Here is a 17,358-nt window from a genome sequence, read left to right on the forward strand (position 1 = left end):
TTCGGGGTAGAGGCTTTTCCATAAACTACCGGACCGCCCCTGTATCGACCCCGATAACGATCCCCATAACGAGAACGCCATGAGACAGTTTCTTCCCACCCTGGGCGCCGCCCTGGTTTTGTCGCTGAGCACGCATGCCGCGCTGGCCCAACCGGCGCCCGCCGCCGCTTCCTCGGCCGCACCTGCTGCTGCCACCGCCGTGCCGCGCGATCCCTTCTTCTGGTTGGGAGAAATCAACAAGGCCACCGCCGTCATCAACACCGATGAAGGCCTGCTGGACAAGTCCATCGCGCCGCGCCTGGCCGCGGGCGTCGCCAAGGTGATCAACGACGGCAACCAGCCGGGCGCCAAGCGGCCTGCCAGCGTCATCACCTTCGAGCCGCTGCTGATCAAGGCGGCGGGCGAAGACGTGACCTTGCTGCACGCTGGCCGTTCCAGCCAGGACATGCACGCCACCTACCGCAGCGCCATCCTGCGCGACAAGCTGCTGGAACTGGCCGACCAGTTGAACAAGACGTCCACCACCCTGGTCGAGCTGGCTGCCAAGCATGCGGGCACGATCGTGCCGAACTACACCAACGGCGTAGCCGCGCAGCCCAACAGCTATGGCCACTATCTGCTGGGCCAGGCGGCCGCCCTGGCGCGCGACGCGCAGCGCATCCGCGAAGCGTATGTGCGCATCGACCGTTCGCCCATGGGCACGACGGTGCTCAACGGCACCAGCTGGCCGCTGGACCGCAAGCGCATGGCGCAATACCTGGGCTTTGAAGCGCTGGTCGACAACGCCTACGACGCCTCGCAGATCTCGTCCATGGACCAGCCGGTGGAAGTGGCTTCGATCGTGACCAGCATCGCGCTGCGCACGGGCAACTTCGTCGAAGACGTCATGACGCAGTATGCGCAGTCGCGTCCCTGGATCCTGCTGGAAGAGGGCGGTGGCAACACCTACGTGTCCAGCGCCATGCCGCAAAAGCGCAACCCCGGGCTGTTGAACGACACCCGCAGCGATGCGTCTACCGCCGTGACCCTGGCGATGGGCCCCGTCATCCAGACGCACAACATCACGCCGGGCATGAGCGACCCGAAAGACGTGAAGCAGAACTCCGCCATGGTGGACAGCGGCATCTCGGCGCTCAAGCGCTGGGACCGCGTGCTGAAGGCGATGGTCATCAGCCCGGACCGCGCGCTGGAAGAGTTGAACAGCGACTGGACTGCCTCGCAGGAGCTGGCCGATGTGCTGATGCGCAAGTACAAGCTGCCGTTCCGCGACGGCCACCACTTTGCGTCCGAAGTCGTGACGTACGCCAAGACCAACAACATCAAGCCGTTGGACTTCCCGTACGAGCAGGCCCGCCGCATCTACGCCGACGCTATGAAGGATTCGAAGTACGGCAACGAGCTGCCGATGAGCGAAGCGGAATTCCGTTCGACGCTGGACCCCGTGGCCATCGTGAAGAACCGCGCCACTAGCGGCGGTCCGCAGCCCGCCGAGATGGACCGCATGCTGAAAGAGGCACGCGACCAGTTGACCGCGCAAGGCAAGTGGATCAAGGACCGCCGCGACCACATCAACACGTCGCTGGCGGACCTGGACAAGAAGTTCAACGCGCTCGCGGCCAGCGAAGCGAAGACGAAGTAAGCGTTGGCAGGCGCCGTCAGCGAACGGCGTCCAGCACGCATCCGCGCAGCCAGCGATGGGCGGCGTCGCCGTCCATGCGCGGATGCCACAGCATCGACAGGGTGAACGCCGGCATGGCGAAGGGCAGCGGAAAGCTATGCATGCCTGCCCGCAAGCTGCCGGTGTGGCGTTCGGGTACGGTGGCGATCAGGTCGGACCCGCGCGCCAGCGCCAGCGCGGTGGAAAAGCCGCCTGCAATGGTGGCGACGTGGCGTTCGCGGCCGTGCGAGGCCAGCGCATCGTCGACCGGGCCTCTGTCCAGGTTGCGCCGCGAGACAAGGATGTGACGCGCGGACGCATAGCGGGCAAGCGTGACCTTGCCTTGGCTAAGCGGATGCCCGGCACGCATCACGCCGACAAAGCGGTCCTGGAACAGCGCCCGGGTGCGCAGTTCGGGGCTGGCCGCATCGCCCACGATGCCGGTTTCCAGATCTACGGCGCCTTCGCGCAGCGGGGCGCTGTCCTTATCGGTTTTCTGGATGAAGCGCAGCCGAACGCCAGGCGCTTCGGCGCCCAGGCGCGCCAGCAAGCCCGGACCGAAATTCTCCGCAAAACCGTCGCTGGTGCGCAGCGTGAAGGTGCGCGACAACTGCGTGACGTCCAGCTGCGCCGCAGGGCGCAGCACCGCTTCCACGTCTTGCACCAGCACGTGAACCCGGTCGCGCAGTTCCAGCGCCCGCGGCGTGGGCACCAGACCGCGCCCGGCACGCACCAGCAGCGGATCGCCCGTGGCGTCGCGCAGACGGGCCAGCGCCCGGCTCATGGCGGACGGGCTTAGCCGCAAGCGGCGGGCGGCGCGCGCGACGCTGCCTTCGGCCAGCAGGACGTCCAGGGTGATCAGCAGGTTCAGGTCGGGGGTGGCCATGCCGCAACCGTAGCACGGCGCGCGCGTGATGGCGCGCTTTGGCATGGCGTTTGGTGCAGGTATTCAGTGCAACTGCTGCGCCTTCCGCCTGATGCAGGCTGCGCCTAGGATGGGTGCGGGGCGTCATGTTGGCGTCCTGGACTTTCCGTAGGCCAGACCGTGTTGCCCCTGAATTCTTCCCCGCTAGTCTCCGCCCGCTCGTCATTGCCCGTCATGGCCTGCCTGTCAGTGTCGATGTTGCTGCCGGCGCTGGGCGCCAGCGTTGCCAACGTTGCCTTGCCGACGCTGGCGCAAGCCTTCGATGCGCCGTTTCACGCTATCCAATGGGTCGTGCTGGCCTATCTGCTGGCCGTGACCGCGCTGATTGTCAGCGTCGGCAGGTTGGGCGATCTAATTGGCCGGCGCCGTCTGATGCTGGCGGGGATTGGCGTGTTCACCGTGGCCTCGGCGTTGTGCGGCACCACGCCCTGGCTGGGTGGCTTGATTGCCGCACGCGCCCTGCAGGGCTTGGGCGCCGCCATCATGATGGCGTTGACGATGGCCTACGCTAGCGATGCCGTCGCCAAGGAGAAGACTGGCAGCGTGATGGGCCTGCTGGGCACGATGTCGGCCATTGGCACGGCGCTTGGCCCTTCGCTGGGTGGATTGCTGCTTGCGGGGCCGGGTTGGTCGTCGATCTTCCTGATCAACGTGCCGTTGGGCTTGCTGGCATTTGGATTGGCCTGGTTCCACTTGCCGGCGGACCCGTCGGGCAGCGGCAGGTCGCGGGCCACTTTCGACATGCGGGGTTCGCTGTTGTTGGCCGCCGGTATTGCGGCGTATGCGTTGGCGATGACCGGGGCGGTCGGCGGGGGCTGGATGATCGGGGCGCTGCTGTCCGCCGCCGGGGGGCTGGCCATCGCGTTTGTGCGGGTGCAGGCGACGTCGGCTTCGCCATTGATCCGGCTGGCGCTGTTCGGCCACCCCGTGCTGAGCGCGGGCGTGGCCGCCAACGGGTTGGTCTCGACGGTCATGATGACGACCTTGGTGGTGGGGCCGTTCTATCTGGCGGGGGCGTTGGGGTTGGACGCGGCGCGGGTGGGGCTGGTGATGTCTTGCGGTCCGGCCGTGGCGGCGCTGGCGGGTGTGCCGGCGGGCCGCGGCGTGGACCGCTACGGTGCGCAGCGCGTGATGCGCGTGGCGCTGGCCGTCATGGTGGCGGGGGTGGCCTTGCTGTCCCTGGCGCCCGTGGCGTTCGGCGCGCTGGGTTACGTGGCGCCGTTGGCCGTGACCACTGCGGGCTATGCGTTGTTCCAGGCGGCAAACAGCAGCGCCGTCATGCAGTGTGCCGGCGCGGACCAGCGCGGCGCCTTATCCGGGTTGCTGAACCTGTCGCGCAATCTGGGGTTCATTACCGGCGCATCGTTGATGGGCGCGGTATTCGCTTGGGCATCGGGGGCGGGCGACCTTCGGATCACCTCGCCCGCCGCGCTGGCTGCGGGCATGGGCTGGACCTATGCGCTGGCCGCCGTAATGCTGATACTGGCCTTGGTCATTATTGTGCGGGGGCGGGACTAGGTGGCCCTCGCTGCGCCAGCCGAGATCGCCTTGCTTCCGCTACTCGGCCTTCAACCCCGCCTGGACGATCAGCGGCTGCCATTTCAGGCGTTCGCTACGCGCGAATTCGGCCAATTCCGCAGGCGTGCCGCCGCCCGGTTCATGGCCCAATTCCAGCAGGCGTTGCCGCACCTCTGGGCGCGCCAAAATCTTTGCGAGCTCGGCGTTCAGCTTCTGCACGACGGCGGGGGGCGTGCCCTTCGGCGCGTATAACCCGTTCCACGCGATGACCTGAAATCCCGGCAGCCCCTGTTCAGCGACGGACTTCACGCCCGGCAGCAGGGCGGATTCCTTCAGCGAGGTCACCGCCACCGCATGCAGCTTGCCGCCCGTGATGAACGAACGCGCGGCACTGACGGTATCGATGCCGATTTGCACTTGCCCGCCCATCAGATCCGTCGTCGCGGTGGCCGAGCCCTTGTAGGGAATGCCCCGGATGCTATCGACGCCTTGCTGCTTGAGCAGTTCGAAGACCAGCCGCGCGGTGGTGCTGGGCATGCCGACGTTGACGCTGTCGGCCTTCGCCTTGGCAGCGTCGCGCAGGTCGGGCAAGTTGGCGTAGGGCGATCCTGGCGGGGACAGCAGCACCATCGGAAACGAGCTGACCAGCATGATCGGTTCAAAATCCTTCTCGGGGTCGAAGGCCGTGGACGCGTACATGTATTGGTTCAGCACGTGCGTGCCGTTGGTGCCCATCAGCAGCGTGTAGCCGTCAGGCGCGGCGCGGGCGACTTCGGACGCGCCGATATTGCCGCCCGCGCCCGGGCGGTTTTCGACGATGAAGGCCTGGCCCAGCGATTTGGCCAGGTATTCGGCCAGATAGCGGCCGGCCACGTCGGTGCCTTGCCCGGCCTGGTAGGGGACGATGACCCGCACCGGTTTGGACGGATACTTGTCCGCCGCCGCGGCGGGCTGCGTGAATAGCAGGGACGCCGCTAGCGCGGCGATGAGGCGTAAGGGTTTCATGGTGGTCTCCTCGATGTTTTTATGGGTAGCGATTTGGGGGCTACAGCTTGGGAGGAGGCCAGCGCGGCAGGACGCCCTGTTCCCGCAGGGCCGCGATATGGGTGTCGTCGAGGCCGGCCTCCCGGAGGACCTCGTCGGTGTGCTGCGCATAGGCAGGGGGCGGCCGGCGCAGGCGCGCGGGCGATTCGGCCAGCCGGGTGGCGGCGCCGATGCCGTGGTAGCCGTCGCGGTCGATGCGCATGCCGCGATGCGCCGCATGCGCCTGTTCGAAGGCTTCGGGCACGCTGTGGACGGGGCCTGCGGGGACGCCCCGCTGCATCAGGTCCTGGCAGAGGGTGTCACGCGTGCGGGTGGCCAGCGCCGCTTCGATCGCCTCGCGTAACGCGTCGCGATGTTGCAGCCGTTGGCGGTTGGTCGTGAAGCGCTCGTCTTCCAGTAGGGGCGCCAGGCCGACGTGATCGCAGAATTTGCGGAATTGGCGGTCGTTCACGACGCCCAGGAAGATCTCGCCGTCCAGGCACGCGAAGCGGTCATAAGGGGCGATATTCGGATGGGCGCTGCCCAGCAGTCCGGGCACGTGTTGTGTGTGCATCCAGTTGGCGGCGTGCGGCACCAGCAGGCTGAGTGCGGTGTCGAACAAGGTGGCATCCACGCGTTGGCCGCGCCCGGTGCGCGCGCGGTGGTACAGCGCCAGCAGGATGCCCGCTTGCGCGGTGTAGCCCGTCAGGTGGTCCACGATGGGGATGCCGATGCGGGTGGGGCCGCTGGCGGGGTCTCCGTTCACGCTCATCAATCCGCACATGGCTTGCAGGATGGCGTCGTAGCCCGGTAGCCCGCCCAGCGGTCCGTCGTCGCCGAATCCCGAAATGGCGCAGTAGATCAGCTGCGGAAAGCGCGGCTTGAGGTCCGTCTCGTAATCCAGCCCCCACCTGGCCATCGTGCCGGGGATGAAGTTCTCGACCAGGATGTCGGCGTCCTCCAGCAGGCGCAGCAGGACGTCGCGCCCGCCCGCCAGCGACAGGTCCAGCCCGATCGCCCGCTTGCCGCGGTTGACGGCGGTGAAGTAGGCCGCGTCGCCCTCCGCGTTGACGGGAGGCCCCAGCGTGCGGGTCTCGTCGCCGCCAGGCGGCTCGACCTTGATCACGTTCGCGCCCTGGTCAGCCAGCATCTGAGTGCACAGCGGACCCGCCAGTACCCGCGACAGGTCGATGACCCGAATGCCGTCCAGCGCGCCGGCGGCCCGGGCGTTTGGGGGGTGTGCAGCATGCTCCGTTGAACCAGACATCATCGACCTCGAGTTGGTCATGTCCGACGCGCGGGCGGGAACCGCGGGCGCGTGATCATGGCAGGCAGCGGCGGCCGGTCAGCCGTCGGAGATCAGACCGCCAGGCGCGGCGTGCGTCTGGCGGCCCGCGCGTCATCCGCGGGCAGGCAATTCAACCACGCCCAAGCCCAGCACAGACAGCTCGTCGTCTTGGTTGCGTGCTTCCTGCTCGATTTCTACCAGGTGCCGGCCGTCTTCGATGTATTTGCGGGTGACGCGTCCCTTGAAGAACAGCATGTCGCCTTCGGGGTTGTGGCGGCGGATCTTGCACGTGGACTTGCGCAGGAACCCCGCATCGCCCATCCAGTTGGTCAGGTGGTGCGTCAGCCAGGAATTGCGTTCCGGACCGTAGTCGTAAGCGCCAGGGGCGCCGACTTCCAGCGCGAAATCCTCTTCCCAGTGCACGCGCTCGGGCACGTCGGGAATGCCGAAGCGGTTGGTGATGCCCACGCCGGGGTGTGCGTCGATCAATTGCCACGCAAGCTTGTTGGCGCGGATGTACAGGCCGCCCCAGCCCTGCGCGAAGGCGATGAAGCCCGTCACCGTCATGGGGCCTTTGAACATCACGGGCAGGGCTTCACCTTCCTTCACGTCTTCCCAATAGCGGGGGGTGGCGCCGCGCACTTCTTCCTGCGCATACAGCTTGTAGGCTTCCTTGATTTCCTCGGGGCTGTAGCGGCGGGGTTCGCGGGCGCGCACCTCTTTGTATTTGCTGCCTTGTTCGCGGGCGTGGTCGCGCTCGGTGCGGAAGCACCAGCTGTCGGCCTCGGCGACCTTGTCGCCATCCTGGTTGAAGAAGTCCACGTGATAGATCTGCTGCACCGCACGGCCGGCGAAGCGGGTCTCGTGCTCGATCAGGTTCTTCAGGTGCGCTTCGGTCGAGATCACGTCGTTGCGTTTGACGGTCTTGTGCCAGGTCCAGTCGGCGCCCGACCACATCGCGTGCACGCCGGGCAGCCCGCCCACATAACCCGACACGATGCGGCTGGTCGAAAACAGGAAGCTGGGCAGGGCGATGATGCCGCCGTGCTGGGTCTTGGCCGCGTATTCCGGGTCGGACCACAGGGGGTTGTCGTCGCCGATGCCGTGGGCGTAGTGGCGGATGTTGTCGCGCGTGGCCTCGTAGCACCACGGTTCGGCGGTGGCGCCGATCTTCACGCCGATGCGGGCGCGCAGTTCGTCCAGGCCGCTTTCGGTGATTTTGGGGAAGCTTCTTTCGGTCTTGGTCTTGGTCAGCATGATGTCTCCTGGGGATGGGTCAGACGTGCGCGGCGGGCGCGGCGTTTACGGTTGAAGCATCAGCGGTCGCAAGTTCTTGCTCCCGCAGTTTCCGGCGATGGATCTTTCCTGCGGGCGTCTTCGGCAGTTCGGGGACGAACACCACCTGGCGCGGATACTCGTGCTGGGCCAATTGGCTGCGCACCGTGTTCTGGATCTCTTCGATGAAGGCGTCGTCGCCCGTGCGCGCCGACACGACGAAGGCTTTGACGACCTGGCCGCGCAAGGCATCCGGCACGCCGATGGCGGCGGCTTCGGTCACGTCACGGTGTTTCAGGATGGCGTCTTCGATCTCGACTGCGCTCATCGTCCAGCCGGCCGAGATGATGACGTCGTCCGCACGGCCGCCGTGCCAGAAGTAGCCGTCCTCATCGACGCGGCCCAGATCCTTGGTGGCGACCCAGGCGTCGCGGCGCCAGAGCTTCAGTTCACCCGTCACGCCGGGCGGGCAGGGCGCACCATTGGCGTCCTGCACTTGCACCCGCAGGCCGGGCACGGGCTTGCCCAGCGACCCGGGTTTGACCGTGAAGTCCGGGGCGCCCGGGTAGTTCACCAGGCACACCCCGATTTCCGTCGTGCCGTACATGCTGCAGACCGGGCGTCCGAAGGCGGCCTGCACGAAGGCGGACGTTTCGCTGTCGATGGGCTCGCCGGTGAAGGACACCTTCTGCAGCTGATAGCGATACCGGTCCGCTACGCCCGAGTTGCGCATCATCCGGTAGTGGGTGGCGGCGGCCGAGATGTTGTTGAAGCCGTGGTCCTGCAACGCCTGCAGCAGGCGTTCGGCGTTGAATTTGCCCGCGTAGGCGCCGATGGTCACGCCCAGGGCCAGCGGGGCCAGCGTGCCGTGCCAAAGTCCGTGGCCCCAGGCCGGCGACGATGGGCACATGAAGCGGTCACCGGGCCGCACGCCCGTGCCGTACAGGGCGGCCAGCATCAGGGTCACCAGCGCGCGGTGGGTGTGCTTGACCGCGTCGGGCAGTTCGCGGGTGGTGCCCGAGGTGTATTGGAAGATGGCCAGATCGTCTGCCCGTGTACGGCATTCGTAGCGGGAGGGGAACGCAGCCAGCGTGCCGATGAAGTCTTCGTCCGCGATAACGACGCGCATGTCGTCGCGCCCGCCGGCCAGCGGGGCTTTTTCGGCATTCGTCACCAACATGCGCGGCTTGCAGTCCTGCACGCGCAGCCGGATGCCGTCCGGCCCGAAGAGCGTGAAAAGCGGCACCGCGATCGCGCCCATCTTCATCGCGCCGAACATCGCCACGTAGAACGCCAACGACGGCTCCAGCATCACCGCGACCCGGTCGCCGGGCTGGATGCCCTGCGCGGCCAGATAGTGCGCGAAGCGTGATGAGGCGTCGGAAAGCTGTTGAAAGCCGTAGGTCTCGTCGCCGCCGGCGGCACGCACCAGAATCACCGCCGGCTCCGTCTGGCCGACATGGCGGTCGATGCACTCATGGGCGATGTTCATCCATTCGCGGTCGCCGTCGAACAGTTCCCAGAGTTTGTCCGGCGTGCAGAGCGCCTGGGCGTCCGCATAAGAAGTGGCCTGCGTCAGCGTCGTCATGTCGTCGTGCCTGTGTGGGGTCCGCAATCTGTTGAAGCGATATTGCGCGTCGCTTTTAAAATTGTCAATTACGTCTATTGATTGTATATAGACAATTAAAGGCGGACGGTCCCAGGCAGAACCTGCCGTGCGCAGGGTATGCTTGCCGCAATAAAAACGGAGAGTCAGATGAGCCAGTCCAGTCCCCAGGAACCCGCCGCTGCGGCGGGGCCGCGTGTCCGTCCCGTGCCGGCCGTTACGCGGTCGATCGCCATCTTGAGATTGCTGGGGCGCGGCGGTGCGCCGATGACCTTGAAGACGATTTCGCAGGAGCTTGAGATGGTGACCAGCACCTGCCTGCATATCCTTCGGGTCCTGGTGGAGGAAGGGCTGGTGAAAGTCGATACCGGCACCAAGCGCTACAGCCTGGGCGTGGGCATGCTGACGCTGGCCCGCAGCGTGATCGAAAGCAGCCCCTTTCCGACATTGGTGCAGCCGGTGCTGGACAAGCTGTCCAGCGCGGCCAACGTCACCGCGATCGGCGTGGAAGTGGCGGGCGGGGACCACATGGTGGTGCTGGCCTTGTCCCGTTCCACGGCACCGTTCCGGCTGCATGTGGACGTGGGCAGCCGCTTCCCTGCGCTGATCAGCGCGACCGGCCGCCTGGTGGCGGCGTTTTCAGACCTGACGGACAAGGAACTGGAGCGCCGCTTCAAGGCGTTGCGATGGGACCAGGCGCCTGAATTCGCCGCCTGGAAAGCGGACGTGCAGGCGGTGCGCCGCGACGGCTACAGCATGGACCGCAACAACTACATCAACGGCGTCGTGGTGATTGCGGTGCCTGTGTTGAACAGCCAGAACCGCATGACGCATTCGCTGGTCGCGGCGGGGCTGGCGGAACAGCTTGATGACGCCCGCGCCCACGCCTTGGCCAAGGACCTGCAGGCCGAAGCGCACACGTTGTCACAGTTGCTGTCCGCCCGCAGCTGAGCCGATGCGCGACCCCGCCGGCTACACCATCGCCTGCCCGCTCCGCCGGGCGGCGCGGATGTCCTTGCCTAACGTCACGCACAAGAGCGCCAGGATGGCCGCGGACAGGGCCGGCCAGATCAGAAAATAAACGGTCAACCACATATCGATCTCCTTGTTTTCAATGGGTGCGGATCAGCGTCCGGCGGTGTCTGCGGCAAGTTGGTTGGACGGCGCTTCGCGCGCCAGGTCGTCCTGCTCTTGGTGAAAGGACGTGACGCGGTCGGCCAGCACGCTGAAATCAAATCGTTCGCGGTTGCGCAGGCTAAGCGCTACGCAGATCGTGGCGCTCACGCCGTAGGCGGTCAGCGAGGCCATCAGCACGATGTAGTCGCGCAGGCTGCCGATGAAGACGGGCAGCATGACCACCACGGCGATCGTGCCCACGGTGATGGCGACGGTGCGGCCCAGGAAGCCGAACGCCATCAATCCCAACACCACGCCGCCGCCGATGGCTGCGCAGATTTCGAAGAAGACGGCGATGACGCCCGTAATCGGCAGCAATTCAAAGCGCACGATGGTGAACAGCACCACGGCCGACAACACCGACGCGACGAAGGCGCGGTTGTTCACGCGGTCCCAGTAGAAGCTGGCGATCACCGGGAAGACGATGGCGCCCCACAGCGCGCCCACGAACACCAGCATGACCAGGATGTCCAGGCGCAGGCTGGCGAAGATCACGCCGATCATCGTGGCGATGATCATGGTGGCGCGGCCCCACCACAGCATGCGTTGCGGATCCGGGCGTCCGCGGGCCAGGTTCTTGGCGTACACGTCGGTCATGACGATGGCGGACAGCGCCGCCAAGTCGGAGTCGGCGGTGGAGGACAACGACCCCACGACGAGGAGGAAGAAGAGCGCGATGCCGAACGGCGGCAGATAGGTGGACGCCATCTGCGGGATGATGTTGTTCATGTCGCCGTTGGCGGGCTCCAGCCCGACGAACAGCGCCAGCAGGCCCAGCATGCCCAGGCCGATCACGACGGCGCCGTAGCCGACCGTGGCGGTCAGGAAGGTGGGCTTGATCAGGTCTTCGCGCACGGCGAACAGGCGTTGCGCAATGGTCTGGTTGCCGATGGCATAGGCCAGCACGGCGACGAAGTACGGTGCGCCTTGCTCCAGGATCGCCTTCGAGGAATAAAAGTCGGCCTGATCGCTGTTCAAGCGCCACATGTTCGCTTGCAGCATGTCCGGTCCGCCGGCGTTGAAGAAGATCAGCGGGATGATGATGACCGCCGCGATGATCATCGCAGCCAGCTGTGCAAAGTCGGTCATGACCGACGTGCGGAAGCCCGACCACAGGGTGTAGGACAGGACGCCCAGCCCGGCGATCAGCACGCCCTGGATGAACGTGAGCGGGCTGAGGATCGAGACCAGCGCGCCGGCGGCCGTGAAGTTCACCATCAGGCTGATGCAACTACCCACGATGTTCGACACCGCCATGATCATCTGGCTGGACGTGCCGTGGCGCGCGTGAATGACTTCTGCCAGCGTATGGGCCTTGGGCGCCAGTTGCCGGAAGCGCCTGCCGAAGGGGTAGATGAAGAGAATCATCAGGGCGCCCCAGAACCCGTAGTGCAGCGGTCCGGACAAGCCGTACTTGTAGCCGGACGTGGCGCTGGCGTAGAAGGAGGCGGCCCAGATCCAGGTGGCGATCATGCTGGCGGTCGACAGGCCGAAGCCGACCGCGTTGTTCGACACCATGAAGCCGTCGACGTTCTCGTTTTTTTCACCGATGAATAGCGACATCAGGAAGGTCGCGCCGTAGAAGCCGGCCAGCAACAGGATGGCGGTGGTCGCCGATAGCTGGAAGAAAACTGTCTCTTGCATCTTGTGGGTCCTTACTCCTCGACAGCCTGGTCGCGGCCTGCCGGCCGGGGCTGCGTGAGTGCCGTTTCCGCGGAGTGCGATGGGCGGCAAGCCTTCCCATGGCGCAGGCGAAACACCAATGGACCGCGGGCTTTTCGTTTTTGTTTCGAGCGCGCGATCGCGTGCCTGCCCAACCGGGCAAGGGGTGGCAGCCCGGATCGGACAAACACAAGACACACCGTATTGGTGCCTTGCTGCGGCATGGGGCCGGGGCGTCGCGGACACGGATGCCGTTGACGCGGGTGCGGCTCAATGCGGTGAGCAATGGTCCTGCTGGGTAAGCAGGTTTTTGTTCCGCAACCGCCGGCTTTCGGCCCGGCGGCTGGGTGGTGGTGTTTCGGCGCTGACGCCGGGCCGCTGTGCGCGGCCATGTGACGGGTGCCCTCGATGACAGAGCATCGGCGGGGTCCGGTGATGAATTACAACATCTGTTAAGTATAGGGGTAGACGGGGACAGCGTCTACCCTTGCAGCCATAAAACCCGGGGTAAAAATGTAAATTGCGAGCCTTTGCTCGCGGCCCGCAATCTACGGATACCGGCTCAGAAGCCTTCCTTGGGCACGTGGACGCGGCCCTCCATCAGCACGCGTGCGCTGCGGCTCATGATGGCTTTCGTGACCTTCCATTCGCCGTCCACCAACTGCGCTTGCGCGCCCACGCGCAAGGTGCCGGAGGGGTGGCCGAAGTTGACGTTGTCGCGCTCGGTGCCGCCGGCGGCCAGGTTCACCAGCGTGCCGGGCACCGCCGCGGCGGTGCCGATGGCGACGGACGCCGTGCCCATCATCGCGTGGTGCAGCTTGCCCATGGACAGCGCGCGCACCAGCACGTCGATGTCGCCCGCTCCGATCTGCTTGCCGCTGGACGACACGTAGGCCTTGGGGCGCGCCACGAAGGCGACCTTGGGCGTGTGCTGGCGGCTGGCGGCGTCTTCAAGCTTGCCGATCAGGCCCATGCGCAGCGCGCCGTGCGCGCGGATGGTCTCGAAGCGCGCCAGCGCGGCGGCGTCGCCATTGATGTCGTCCTGCAGTTCCGTGCCGGTGTAGCCCAGCGCTTCGGCGTCCAGGAAAATGGTGGGGATGCCCGAGTTGATCATCGTGGCCTTGAACGTGCCCACGCCGGGCACTTCCAGGTCGTCGACCAGGTTGCCGGTGGGGAACATCGACCCGCCATCGCCGTCTTCGGCAGGGTCCATGAATTCCAGCCGCAGTTCGGCGGCGGGGAAGGTCACGCCGTCCAGTTCGAAGTCGCCGGTCTCTTGCACGGCGCCGTCGGTCATCGGCACGTGGGCAATGATGGTTTTCTTGATGTTGGCCTGCCAGATGCGCACGACGGCGATACCGTTGGCGGGCACGCGCGCCGGGTCGACCAGGCCATTGGTGATGGCGAAGGGGCCGACGGCGGCGGACAGGTTGCCGCAGTTGCCGCTCCAGTCCACGAAGGGCTGGTCGATGGAGACCTGGCCGAACAGGTAGTCCACGTCATGGTCCGGCTGGGTGCTCTTGCCGACGATGACGGTCTTGCTGGTGCTGGACGTGGCGGCGCCCATGCCGTCGATCTGCTTGCCGTAGGGGTCGGGGCTGCCGATCACGCGCATCAGCAGCGCGTCGCGCGCCGCGCCCGGCACGCGGGCGGATTCGGGCAGGTCATCCAGCTTGAAGAACACGCCTTTGCTGGTGCCGCCGCGCATGTAGGTAGCGGCAATCTTGGTTTGGGGAGCATGGGCCATGGAATCGTCCTGATGTCTTGGTGCGGTATCGGAGTCTGGGGCGGCGGGCGCGCGGGGCGCCCGCCTGTCCGGTTGGGTGTCAGCCGGCCTTCTTGGTGGTGGCGGATTCGGCTTCCAGGAAGTCTTGCGCAAAGCGTTGCAGTACGCCGCCGGCTTCGTAGATGGATACCTCTTCCGCGGTGTCCAGACGGCAGGTCACGGGCACCTGCACCGTTTCGCCGTTGCGGCGATGGATCACCAGCGTCAGGTCGGCGCGCGGTTCGCGTTCGCCGATGACGTCATAGCTTTCCGTGCCGTCCAGCGCCAGCGTCTTGCGGTTCACGCCGGGCTTGAATTCCAGCGGCAGCACGCCCATGCCGATCAGGTTGGTGCGGTGGATGCGTTCGAAGCCTTCGGCCACGATGGCTTCCACGCCGGCCAGCCGCACGCCCTTGGCGGCCCAGTCGCGCGACGAGCCCTGGCCGTAGTCGGCGCCAGCGACGATGATCAGCGGCTGCTTGCGGTCCATATAGGTTTCGATGGCTTCCCACATGCGCATGACCTGGCCTTCCGGTTCCACGCGCGCCAGCGAGCCTTGCTTCACGGTGCCATCGTCATTCGTCACCATCTCGTTGAAGAGCTTGGGGTTGGCGAAGGTGGCGCGTTGCGCGGTCAGGTGGTCGCCGCGGTGGGTCGCGTACGAGTTGAAGTCTTCTTCGGGCAGGCCCATCTTGTCCAGGTATTCGCCGGCCGCGCTGTCCAGCATGATGGCGTTGGACGGCGACAGGTGGTCGGTCGTGATGTTGTCGCCCAGCACGGCCAGCGGCAGCATGCCGCGCAGCGTGCGGGCGCCTGCCAGCGCGCCTTCCCAGTACGGGGGGCGGCGGATGTAGGTGCTTTGCGGGCGCCAGGCGTACAGCGGGCTGACGCCGGCCTTGCGGTCGTCCTGGATGCCGAACATGGGCGCGTAGACCTTGCGGAACTGCTCTGGCTTGACGGATTCCTTGACGACGGCGTCGATTTCCTCGTCGGTGGGCCAGATGTCCTTCAGGCGGATCTCCCGGCCGTCGGCACCCATACCCAGCACATCGCGTTCGATGTCGAAGCGGATCGTGCCGGCGATGGCGTAGGCCACGACCAAGGGGGGCGACGCCAGGAACGCCTGCTTGGCGTACGGGTGGATGCGGCCATCGAAATTGCGGTTGCCGGACAGCACGGCGGTGGCATAGAGGTCGCGGTCGATGATTTCCTGCTGGATCACGGGGTCCAGTGCGCCGGACATGCCGTTGCACGTGGTACAGGCGAAGGCGACCACGCCGAAGCCCAGTTTTTCCAGGTCTTCCGTCAGGCCCGCTTCGTCCAGGTACAGCTGCACGGCCTTTGATCCGGGGGCCAGCGAACTCTTCACCCAGGGCTTGCGCGTCAAACCGGCGCGGTTGGCGTTGCGCGCCAACAGGCCGGCGGCGATCACGTTGCGCGGGTTGCTGGTGTTGGTGCAGCTGGTGATGGCGGCGATGATGACGGCGCCGTCAGGCATCAGGCCCGGTTCGTTTTCCACGACGCCCGAAATGCCGCGCGCGGCCAGGTCGGACACCGGCAGGCGGCGGTGCGGGTTCGACGGGCCGGCCAGCGTGCGCACCACGGTGGACAGGTCGAAGCGCAGCACGCGTTCGTATTCGGCGGTCTTCAAGCTGTCGGACCACAGGCCCGCCGTCTTGGCATAGGTTTCGACCAGGGCGATCTGCTCGTCTTCGCGGCCGGTCAGGCGCAGGTAGTCGATGGTCTGCTGGTCGATCGAGAACATGGCGGCGGTGGCGCCGTATTCGGGCGCCATGTTCGAAATGGTGGCGCGGTCGCCCAGCGTCAGGCTGGCAGCGCCTTCGCCGTAGAACTCCAGGTACGCGCCCACGACCTTTTCGCGGCGCAGGAATTCGGTCAGCGTCAGCACCACGTCGGTGGCGGTGATGCCGGCCTGCGCGCGGCCGGTGAGTTCCACGCCGATGATGTCCGGCAGGCGCATCCACGAGGCGCGGCCCAGCATGACGTTTTCGGCTTCCAGGCCGCCCACGCCGATGGCGATGACGCCCAGCGCGTCCACGTGCGGGGTGTGGCTGTCGGTGCCGACCAGCGTGTCGGGGAACGCCACGCCGTCCTGCGTGTAGATCACGGGCGACATCCGCTCCAGGTTGATCTGGTGCATGATGCCGTTGCCCGGGGGCACGACTTCGATGTTGCGGAAGGCCTGCTTGGTCCAGTCGATGAAATGGAAGCGGTCTTCGTTGCGGCGGTCTTCCACGGCGCGGTTCTTGGCGAAGGCGTCGGGGTCGTTGCCGTCGAATTCCACAGCCAGCGAGTGGTCCACGATCAGCTGCACCGGCACGACCGGATTCACCTTGGCGGGGTCGCCGCCTTTCTCGGCGATGGCGTCGCGCAGGCCGGCCAGGTCCACCAGCGCGGTCTGGCCCAGGATGTCATGACAGACCACGCGTGCCGGAAACCACGGGAAGTCCAGGTCGCGGCGGCGTTCGATCAGTTGCTTGAGCGCATCGGTCAGCATGGCCGGGTCGCAGCGGCGAACCAGGTTTTCCGCCAGCACGCGGGACGTATAGGGCAGGGCGGCGTAGGCGCCGGGGGCGATGGCTTCAACCGCGGCGCGCGCGTCGAAATAGTCCAGGCGGGTGCCGGGCAGGGTCTTGCGGTACGAGTGGTTCATCATGCCTCCGTGCGCCGCAGGTTGCTCTGGGCGATCTGTTGTTCGATGTTGATACGGGATACGCGGATATGCCGGCGCATCAGGATTTCGGCCAGCTCGCCGTCGCGGTCGGCGATGGCGTCAAGAATGCGATGGTGTTCGGCATAGGCCTGCCGCGGGCGGTTGGGCGTTGTCGAATACTGGATGCGGTACATGCGCGCCAGCTGGTAGAGCTCGTCGCACAGCATGCGGAACAGCATCTGGTTGCCGCTGCCCTTGACGATGCGGTAGTGGAAGTCGTAATCGCCTTCCTGCTGGTAGTAGCCCAGGCCGGCCTGAAAGGCGGCGTCGCGTTCGTGGGCTTCCAGCACGCCGCGCAGTTCGGCGATTTCAGAGGGCGGCATGCGCTCGGCGGCCAGGCGGCAGGCCATGCCTTCCAGCGATTCCCGGATCTCGTAAAGCTCGGACAGCTCTTGCTGCGACAGCGACACGACGCGCGCGCCGGCGTGCGGGACGCGCACCAGCAGCTTCTGGCCTTCCAGCCGATGCAGGGCTTCGCGCAGCGGACCCCGGCTGACGCCATGTTGGCGCGCCAATTCGGGCTCGGAAATCTTGCTGCCCGGGGCGATCTCGCCTTTGACGATGGCGGCCTGTATCTTCTTGAAGATGTGATCCGACAAGGTTTCGCCATCGCCGGGTGGAGTGCCCGGCAGGGTCAGCACTTTGCTCATAGTGTCAACAATCTATCCGGATTCAGGAGAAATATTCGGGATAAGGCGCTGTATGGCGCCAGATTGTCAACAATTTACC

Annotated in this window: 13 protein-coding genes; 3 read left to right on the plus strand and 10 right to left on the minus strand. The window is 66.2% G+C overall.

The window, feature by feature from the left end:
* Window positions 1–79 precede the first annotated feature (79 nt).
* Window positions 80–1,639, plus strand: a complete 1,560-nt coding sequence (locus AC27VE_RS03925) for an argininosuccinate lyase (protein ID WP_488703084.1) — start codon at window positions 80–82, stop codon at window positions 1,637–1,639.
* A 16-nt stretch (window positions 1,640–1,655) separates the two neighbouring features.
* Here the strand turns inward: AC27VE_RS03925 and AC27VE_RS03930 are convergent, their stop codons facing one another.
* Window positions 1,656–2,543 carry a LysR family transcriptional regulator gene (locus AC27VE_RS03930; protein ID WP_488703138.1) on the minus strand — a complete coding sequence of 296 codons (888 nt, stop codon included), beginning with the start codon at window positions 2,541–2,543 and terminating at the stop codon, window positions 1,656–1,658.
* Window positions 2,544–2,702: 159 nt separating this feature from the next.
* Here AC27VE_RS03930 and AC27VE_RS03935 point away from each other — a divergent pair, with 159 nt between their 5' ends.
* Window positions 2,703–4,100 (plus strand): MFS transporter, encoded by a 1,398-nt coding sequence (locus AC27VE_RS03935; RefSeq protein ID WP_488703085.1) that lies wholly within the window; start codon window positions 2,703–2,705, stop codon window positions 4,098–4,100.
* A 39-nt stretch (window positions 4,101–4,139) separates the two neighbouring features.
* Here AC27VE_RS03935 and AC27VE_RS03940 read toward each other — a convergent pair whose 3' ends face one another.
* From AC27VE_RS03940 to AC27VE_RS03955, 4 genes are all read right to left on the minus strand, one after another.
* On the minus strand, window positions 4,140–5,105 hold the full coding sequence (locus AC27VE_RS03940; RefSeq protein ID WP_488703086.1) for a Bug family tripartite tricarboxylate transporter substrate binding protein: 966 nt from the start codon (window positions 5,103–5,105) through the stop codon (window positions 4,140–4,142).
* 40 nt (window positions 5,106–5,145) lie between these two features.
* Window positions 5,146–6,393, minus strand: a complete 1,248-nt coding sequence (locus tag AC27VE_RS03945) for a CaiB/BaiF CoA transferase family protein (RefSeq protein WP_488703139.1) — start codon at window positions 6,391–6,393, stop codon at window positions 5,146–5,148.
* 129 nt (window positions 6,394–6,522) lie between these two features.
* The gene (locus tag AC27VE_RS03950; protein ID WP_488703087.1) at window positions 6,523–7,668 is read right to left on the minus strand and encodes an FAS1-like dehydratase domain-containing protein; all 1,146 of its coding nucleotides are present in this window, start codon (window positions 7,666–7,668) and stop codon (window positions 6,523–6,525) included.
* 19 nt (window positions 7,669–7,687) lie between these two features.
* On the minus strand, window positions 7,688–9,274 hold the full coding sequence (locus tag AC27VE_RS03955) for an acetate--CoA ligase (RefSeq protein WP_488703088.1): 1,587 nt from the start codon (window positions 9,272–9,274) through the stop codon (window positions 7,688–7,690).
* A gap of 168 nt (window positions 9,275–9,442) precedes the next feature.
* On the opposite strand from AC27VE_RS03955, the gene AC27VE_RS03960 reads away from it, so the two are divergent.
* Window positions 9,443–10,243, plus strand: coding sequence for an IclR family transcriptional regulator (locus AC27VE_RS03960; RefSeq protein WP_488703089.1), 801 nt, complete (start codon window positions 9,443–9,445; stop codon window positions 10,241–10,243).
* A gap of 21 nt (window positions 10,244–10,264) precedes the next feature.
* On the opposite strand, the gene AC27VE_RS03965 is transcribed toward AC27VE_RS03960, so the two are convergent.
* From AC27VE_RS03965 to AC27VE_RS03985, 5 genes are all read right to left on the minus strand, one after another.
* Window positions 10,265–10,387, minus strand: coding sequence for a putative transporter small subunit (locus AC27VE_RS03965; protein ID WP_006222357.1), 123 nt, complete (start codon window positions 10,385–10,387; stop codon window positions 10,265–10,267).
* A 30-nt stretch (window positions 10,388–10,417) separates the two neighbouring features.
* On the minus strand, window positions 10,418–12,112 hold the full coding sequence (locus tag AC27VE_RS03970) for a sodium:solute symporter family protein (protein ID WP_488703090.1): 1,695 nt from the start codon (window positions 12,110–12,112) through the stop codon (window positions 10,418–10,420).
* Window positions 12,113–12,692: 580 nt separating this feature from the next.
* Window positions 12,693–13,877, minus strand: a complete 1,185-nt coding sequence (prpF, locus tag AC27VE_RS03975; protein WP_280026696.1) for a 2-methylaconitate cis-trans isomerase PrpF — start codon at window positions 13,875–13,877, stop codon at window positions 12,693–12,695.
* 79 nt (window positions 13,878–13,956) lie between these two features.
* Window positions 13,957–16,569, minus strand: coding sequence for a Fe/S-dependent 2-methylisocitrate dehydratase AcnD (gene acnD / locus AC27VE_RS03980; protein ID WP_488703140.1), 2,613 nt, complete (start codon window positions 16,567–16,569; stop codon window positions 13,957–13,959).
* Entirely contained in the window at window positions 16,569–17,279 is a 711-nt protein-coding gene (locus AC27VE_RS03985) for a GntR family transcriptional regulator (protein WP_006222353.1), read from the minus strand. Before AC27VE_RS03985 ends, acnD begins: the two co-directional genes overlap by 1 nt.
* Window positions 17,280–17,358: the final 79 nt, after the last annotated feature.

Source organism: Achromobacter sp. 18P8.1.1 (genome assembly GCF_057799415.1).